At 26.4% G+C, this 7116-nt stretch carries 8 protein-coding genes; all 8 read right to left on the minus strand.

Annotated elements, in window-relative coordinates:
- Positions 1-992 (minus strand): GTPase (locus tag N3D74_06440; GenBank protein MCX8095802.1); only part of this gene is annotated, 992 nt, incomplete at its 3' end.
- An 88-nt stretch (positions 993-1080) separates the two neighbouring features.
- Positions 1081-2574: a diguanylate cyclase gene (locus N3D74_06445; protein MCX8095803.1), complete on the minus strand. Its 1494-nt coding sequence runs from the start codon at positions 2572-2574 to the stop codon at positions 1081-1083.
- Positions 2575-2605: 31 nt separating this feature from the next.
- Positions 2606-3682 (minus strand): AI-2E family transporter, encoded by a 1077-nt coding sequence (locus tag N3D74_06450; protein MCX8095804.1) that lies wholly within the window; start codon positions 3680-3682, stop codon positions 2606-2608.
- Positions 3679-3888 (minus strand): YtxH domain-containing protein, encoded by a 210-nt coding sequence (locus N3D74_06455; protein MCX8095805.1) that lies wholly within the window; start codon positions 3886-3888, stop codon positions 3679-3681. Before N3D74_06455 ends, N3D74_06450 begins: the two co-directional genes overlap by 4 nt.
- 1 nt (position 3889) lies before the next feature.
- Complete coding sequence (locus tag N3D74_06460) at positions 3890-4249, minus strand: hypothetical protein (protein MCX8095806.1); 360 nt, start codon at positions 4247-4249, stop codon at positions 3890-3892.
- Positions 4246-5181 (minus strand): ribose-phosphate pyrophosphokinase, encoded by a 936-nt coding sequence (locus tag N3D74_06465; GenBank protein MCX8095807.1) that lies wholly within the window; start codon positions 5179-5181, stop codon positions 4246-4248. Before N3D74_06465 ends, N3D74_06460 begins: the two co-directional genes overlap by 4 nt.
- 13 nt (positions 5182-5194) lie before the next feature.
- Complete coding sequence (gene glmU / locus N3D74_06470) at positions 5195-6535, minus strand: bifunctional UDP-N-acetylglucosamine diphosphorylase/glucosamine-1-phosphate N-acetyltransferase GlmU (protein MCX8095808.1); 1341 nt, start codon at positions 6533-6535, stop codon at positions 5195-5197.
- A gap of 40 nt (positions 6536-6575) precedes the next feature.
- Positions 6576-7116 (minus strand): hypothetical protein (locus tag N3D74_06475; protein MCX8095809.1); only part of this gene is annotated, 541 nt, incomplete at its 5' end.

Below are 7116 nucleotides of genomic sequence, written 5' to 3' on the forward strand. Positions count from 1 at the left end.
CCATAAGCCATATTACCATGAGTAAGTGTTGGCCCATCTTCAACAACAAGAACTCTTTTTCCTTTTATCAATTCATAATTTTCTATAAATATAGGAGATGCAGCTTCAACAACTTTTGATTTTGGATTTAATTCATAAATTCTATTTCTTAAAACTTGAACATTCTCAAATGGAGAAGTATCAACTTTATTTATTACAATAACATCTGCAGATAAAAAATTTACTTCTCCAGGATGATATGTTACCTCATGTCCTAATCTTAATGGATCAGCAACAACAATTTTTAAATCTGATTTGTAAAATGGAAAATCATTGTTTCCTCCATCCCATACAAGGACATCACCATCCATCTCAGCCTGCCTAAGAATCTCAACATAATCGATGCCGGAATAAACTATGACTCCCGAGACTATGTGTGGCTCATATTCTTCTCTTTCTTCGATTGTACAATTTTCTTTTGTTAAATCATCAAGAGTCTCAAATCTCTGAACCTTTTGTCTTTCAAGGTCCCCATATGGCATAGGATGTCTTATAACTACTGGTTTTAAACCCATATCCTTAACTATACTTACAACCCTTCTTGTTGTTTGACTTTTACCACTTCCTGTTCTAACAGCACAAATTGAAATAACTGGCTTTTTGCTTTCTATTTGAGTATGTTTAGGACCCAATAATAAAAAGTTTGCACCATTTGCTAAAGCGATTGATGCTCTATGCATAACATATTCATGTGATACATCTGAATATGAGAAAACAACATAATCAACATTAAATTTTCTAATTATTTCAGGTAGTTCTTCTTCAGGATAAATTGGTATACCATTTGGATACAATTTTCCAGCAAGAGAAGATGGATATTTTCTATTTTCAATATTTGGAATTTGAGTTGCTGTAAAAGCAACAACTTCATACTCATCATTATCTTTGAAAAATGTATTAAAATTGTGAAAATCTCTTCCTGCTGCACCCATTATTACTACTCTTTTTCTCATTATCACCTCCTGAAGTAAGTCGAAAATTAGCCAACTTATATACTATCTTATTTAAATATAATTTGCAACTGATAATTATAAATTACAATTATTTTTCTTTTCTTGTTCTTAATTCTTTCATTTTGTACATTTTTGTATCTGCAAGACTTAAAAGTTTGTCAAGACTATCTGCATCATCTGGATATGTTGCTATACCAAAACTAAATCCAATTGGAATTTCTTCTGGGTAAAATGTTTCAAGAGTAAAAAGTTTATATAGTCTTTCGATTATCTCTTCACTTTTTCTTTTATCAACATCATGTAATACAATACAAAATTCATCACCCCCATATCTTGCTACTAAATCATCTTTTCTTAAATTATTATGAAACCAAACTGCAATTTTCTTTAAAATCTCATCTCCTGTTTTGTGTCCTAATATATCATCAATTAATTTAAAGTTATCAAGATCTAAAAAAACTATAGAAAAGTGTTTATTTTGACTTATTAATTTTTCAACATATTCAATAAAAAATTTTCTATTATAAATTTCTGTTAGTGGGTCTTTATATGACATTTCTGCTAGTTTTTCTTTTTCAGTTCGAAGTTCGCTTTCTCTATTTGCTATTTTTTCTACCATTTTTTTAAAACTTTTTGCCAGACTACCTATTTCATCATTTCTTTCGAAATTAAGTTTAATATCATATTTTCCTTCTGCTATTTTTTTTGCAAGTAATTCAAATCTAATAAGAGGTTTTAATATATTATATACAACTAATAGATTTATAATAAATGCTGCAATAAATGTTAAGATGGTTGCTATTAATACACCATAATAAATTGAATTCATGATTTTACTTGGTATATCATCAAATTTATGAATATGAAATTCAGCAATTTTTTCTCCATTGTTATTGTATATTGGCATAAAAACACAAATATAGTTATCAATATATTGATATGGTTTCTTTTCTTCTTCTAAAGTAAATTTTTTTAAATTAGGATCTGTTGAAATTATATAATTTTTTGTTATAAGTTGGATATCCATATCTAACAAATTTTTAAAATTATTTAAAATTTTTTCATTTATTAAGTATCCAAAAGTTAAATAGGCATTATAAAAAATATCCCCATTATTATCAAAAACTCCAGATGTTGCAAAAAGCACTAATCCTCTATTTGTTAAATAAAAACCACTTTTAGATTTCTTTTCATCTTTTAATATAAAATCTTCATAATTTATATTATCAACAAAAGAATTTATAATTACTTCACCATTTCTTTTCACAAGAAGAACAAAATCAAATCCAAATTGTTTTTCGACCCATGGATAAATATTTTCTTCAATCCACTTTTTATCATTTTTTAATACAGCCATCTCTCCAACTTCTCCCCAATTGGTGTAATCTTTAAGAGTTACTTCTAATTTGCTTTTTTCAATTTCTAACAATGAGTTAAAAGTTTGCTTATATAATTCAGCTCTAACTTCAATATTTTTGTCTATATGAACTTTTGTAATAAGATAGATAAATAATATTACCCCTAAAATTGATACTAAAATAATAATTGAAGTTAAAATTAAAAGTTTATTTTTTATTGTCATTTCTCACCTTAAAATAATACTAACAAAATCTTTAAATATTTTGAATATCATTGTATAATTTGGTCTTCTTAAAAAATTCATATGTTACTTTAAATATAATCAAGAGTGGAACAGTAAAAAAAAGAGACAAGGGACCAAAGAGTGATAAAAGAAAAATCATTGTTGCAAAAAGGGCTATTGGAGATATTTTTACTATTCTTTTAGACCAGAAAAGAGGATAAACAAAGTTAGCTGTTATTTGTTGCTGAGCTATATAAAAAATTGAAAACCATAATGCAGTAATTGGAGAAACAGTAAAAGAAATTACAACACCTATAATAAATGTAAAAATTGGTCCAATATAATATATAATTTCAGCAACACCCGCAATAAAACCAAGTGTTCCAGCATATGGAATATTAATTAAATAACAAAAAATAGTAAGAGAGCCGCCTACAATAAATGACATAAATGCTTGTCCTAAAATGTATCTTTTGAGGTAAAAATTTAGTTCATTAATATACTCTACAATTCTTTCTCTATATCTTATTGGAATTTCATTTTTTAATCCATTTAATACTCTTTCTCTCTCAAAAATAAAGAAAACAGAAATAAGAAATGCAAATGCAACATTTATTAGAACTCTAAATGTATTTTGTAAAAAAATAAAAAATTTTTCAATAACATTTATTATTATTGAGGATAAATTTTCTTGAAAAGAGGAAAATAATTTATCAAAATCAATATTTAAAAATTTAATCTCTTCAATAAAAATTTTTATCTCTTCAATTTGATTATAGATAAAATTGGAAAATGATTTTATTATATCTTCAAAATTTTTAATAATCTTAGAAACTTCACTAATTACAGGAGGAACTATTATAAATAAAATAAGGATGATAAATATAAGAACTATTAATATTGATAAAATTTTTGAAATCAAAAGGTTAATTTTTTTTGAATTTAAAAAAGTTGTAATTATCGAGAATAAATAAGAAAAAATAGTTGTTAGTAAAATTAAAAGAAAATAAGTTTTTAATTTATAAAGAATATAGAGAAAAGTTATAAATAAAAATATTATTATTATAACGATTAAAACTTTTTTTGCTAAATTTTTATATTCAATCAACTTTCTTTTTCTTCTTCCTCTTCCTCAATCTGGAGCAGTTTTCCACCAAATATTTCTTTGCCTTTTTCTACTATCTCTTTCCCTTTTTCATAAAGTATTCTTCTTGTTTCTGAACCTTTTTCAGGTGCAAACAAAATTCCGAGAATTGCTCCAACTACCATCCCCAAAAGAAAACCACCTAAAAAATTATCTTTTCTCTCACTCATTTCAACCTCCTTTTTTTCTAAATAATTTTATTAATTCAAGACCTCTTTTTATTCCATAAAAAAGTGAAATATATTTTCCTATTTTACTAATATTACCAGAAGATGTAAAAATTAAAAAGGGAGAAATAGTTGAAATTAAATTTGTTATATTCTTAATTGTTTTTGTTGTTTGTTCAATATTCTTTAAACTTTTATTTAAAGAAGGCCTTATTTCTTTTATTAAGTTTTTGATCTCTTCAGTTAAACTAGAAATTTTATTTGAGAGATCCCTAAGATAACTCGCTAGAAAAACAAAAATAAGTAGAATTAAAATTGAGTTAATTATTGTTAAAGTTAATACAACATAAATCATTCCGTTCATTTGAATAACTCACTTATCGAAGAATGTGTTTGAATTCTTTTAATTGCTTCTCCAATAAGAGGAGCAACAGAAATAATTTTAATTTTTTCATATTTTTCACCATCCTTTATTTTTAATGTATCTGTAACAATAATTTCTTCTAATGGTGATTCATTTAATCTATCAAGTGAATGGTTACAAAAAATTCCGTGAGTTGCAGCAGCATAAACCTTTTTTGCACCCTTTTCAAGTAAAATTTTTGTTGCAGTTATTAATGTTCCTCCAGTGTATATTCCATCATCAATTATTATAGCAGTCTTATCTTTTACATCACCAACTAAATCCATTCTTGCTATCTCATCAGGTTTTTCTCTTCTCTTTGCGAAAATCACAATTGGTGCATGAAGACGAGAAGCAAGTTGATTTGCTCTTGCTACACCTCCAACATCTGGTGATACAACAACAATGTCTTCTAAATTTTTGTTTTTAAAATAATCAGCAAAAAGTGGAATGGCAGAGAGATTATCTGATGGTATATCAAAAAATCCTTGAATTTGTCCAGCATGTAGATCAATTGCAACAAATCTTGTTGCACCAGAAGAAACTATTAAATTTGCCATAAGTTTTGCACTTATTGGTTCTCTTCCTCTTGTTTTTCTATCTTGTCTACCATAACCATAATATGGAGTAATTGCACAAATACTTTCACATGAAGCCCTCTTTAGTGCATCAAGAATTATGAAAAGTTCTAAATAATTTTCTGCAGGTGGAGGAGTTGATTGAATTACATAAACACTTTTTCCTCTTACATTTTCATTTATAATTACTTTAATTTCTCCATCTTCAAATCTTCCAACTTCAATATCTCCAAGTTTTACACCAAGATAATCACAAACTTTCTTAGCAAGATCAATATTTGCATTGCCTGAAAAAATTTTAAACTCAGGTTCCATCTTTATAACTCCTTCAAGTGTTATTTTCTCTCTCTTCTCTCTTAAAATAGTTCTCTTTATTAATTTGTCTTGCTCTACCTAACGCAAGAGAATTTGGTGGGACATCTTCAGTAATAACAGAGCCAGCACCTGTATAACTTCCTTTTCTTATAAAAAGACCTCCCTCTTTCGCTACAAGTATCGAATCAGAGCCAATAAAAACATCATCTTCAATTATTGTTGGGTGTTTCTTTTTTCCGTCAAAATTACATGTTATTGTACCAGCACCTATATTTACATTTTTTCCAATTGTTGCATCTCCTATATAGGATAAGTGAGGAACAGAACTATTTTCACCTATTGTTGATTTCTTAATTTCGACAAAAGTTTTTGCTTTCGAATTTTTCATAAGTTTTGTTCCATCTCTAATACTTGCAAATGGACCAATTGTTACATTATCCTCAACAATTACTACTTCATCGATAGCTGAAATTTTAACAAAAGGTCCAATTTTACAGTTTTTGCCAAAATGAACTTCACCTTCAATATAAACTCCAGGGTAAAACTCTGTGTCTTTTTGAGCAGTTACATAAGGTGAAATATATGTTGTGATAGGGTCATAAATTGTCACTCCATTTTCTAAAAGTTCTTCAATTTTCCTTTCTTTTATAATTTTAAAAGCATTCATCAAATCTTTTCTTGTATTTATTCCAATTATTTCTTCAAATTGACAATAAATTGAATCAATTTTTTTATTATCTTTATAACTAAGATTTATTACATCTGTTAAATAAAATTCACCTTGTTTATTTTCATTTTTTAAAAGAGGAAGATATTTTTTTAAAATTTCTCCTTTAAAAATATAGACACCACTATTTATCTCTTTTATATCTTTTTCATTAGGCAAAAGATCTTTATCTTCTTTTATCATAGAAATTTTTCCATTTTCTCTAATAATTCTTCCATATTGAGTTGGGTTTTCAGTTATAGTAGTCAAAAGGAGTATATCAACTTTTTCTGAAACAAATTTCTCAAACATCTTATCAATTGTCTCTTTTTTTACAAGTGGTGTATCACCAGGAATGACTAAAACATTATCATCTTCTTTTATATAATCAAGGCCTTTTTTTAATGCATCTCCAGTACCAAGTGGAGTATCTTGAATAATATAATTTAAATTAAAATTTTTTAAAATTGACCTATATTCTTCTAAATTTTTATTAGTAACAACAAATATTTCTAAATCATTTATTAAGTTTATATTCTTAACTATATGATAAATTATTGGATAACCAAAAAGTTTATGAAAAACTTTATTTTTTTCAGAAAGCATTCTTTTCCCTATCCCTGCTGCAAGGATAAAACACTTTTTCATTACATTTTTATTTTACTAAATTTATTTTTAAATTAAATGATTAACTTAAAGTTTGTTTTAAAAGTTCATCTATCTCAATTATTATTTTTTGGTTATTTTTAATTTTTTCAATTAAAATAGGAATTTTCTCTCCTTTGAATATTTTATAAAGTAATTTAAACACATCGACTGGATCAAGAACTGACTCTGGTGGGTTAACTCCTTTCTCTTTAATATAACCCTCACACATTAAAATAGCACCAATTGCAGCTGGAATTCCTGTGCCTTCTCCCATTCCTTTTCCCTTTGAAAATATTGAGAAATTATATTGAAGATTTTCTCCACTTTTTCTTCCTTTTATAGTTATTTTTAGACACCCTTGAGGTTCTTTTGGTCCATATTTTTCAATTAACTCTTTTCTTTTATAAAGAATATAACTTACAGAAAAATCTAACGGTGAAATTTTAACACCATTTATATCAATTGGTTCTTCTTCTATAATACCAACTCTAACAACATTTTTTATTAATTCAGCATATTGAGGTGGAAGAACAAGTCCTAAATTAGTTACTCTCTTTACTCCTTTTATATATTTTGGAAGA

The organism is Caldisericia bacterium (assembly GCA_026414995.1).
Classification (GTDB): domain Bacteria; phylum Caldisericota; class Caldisericia; order B22-G15; family B22-G15; genus JAAYUH01.

Excerpts from the sequence above, each read along its gene's own strand:
- N3D74_06445 (MCX8095803.1), bottom strand. The coding sequence starts at position 2,574 with ATGACAATAAAAAATAAACTTTTAATTTTAACTTCAATTATTATTTTA.
- N3D74_06455 (MCX8095805.1), bottom strand. The coding sequence starts at position 3,888 with ATGAGTGAGAGAAAAGATAATTTTTTAGGTGGTTTTCTTTTGGGGATG.
- N3D74_06460 (MCX8095806.1), bottom strand. The coding sequence starts at position 4,249 with ATGAACGGAATGATTTATGTTGTATTAACTTTAACAATAATTAACTCA.
- glmU (MCX8095808.1), bottom strand. The coding sequence starts at position 6,535 with ATGAAAAAGTGTTTTATCCTTGCAGCAGGGATAGGGAAAAGAATGCTT.
- N3D74_06465 (MCX8095807.1), bottom strand. The coding sequence starts at position 5,181 with ATGGAACCTGAGTTTAAAATTTTTTCAGGCAATGCAAATATTGATCTT.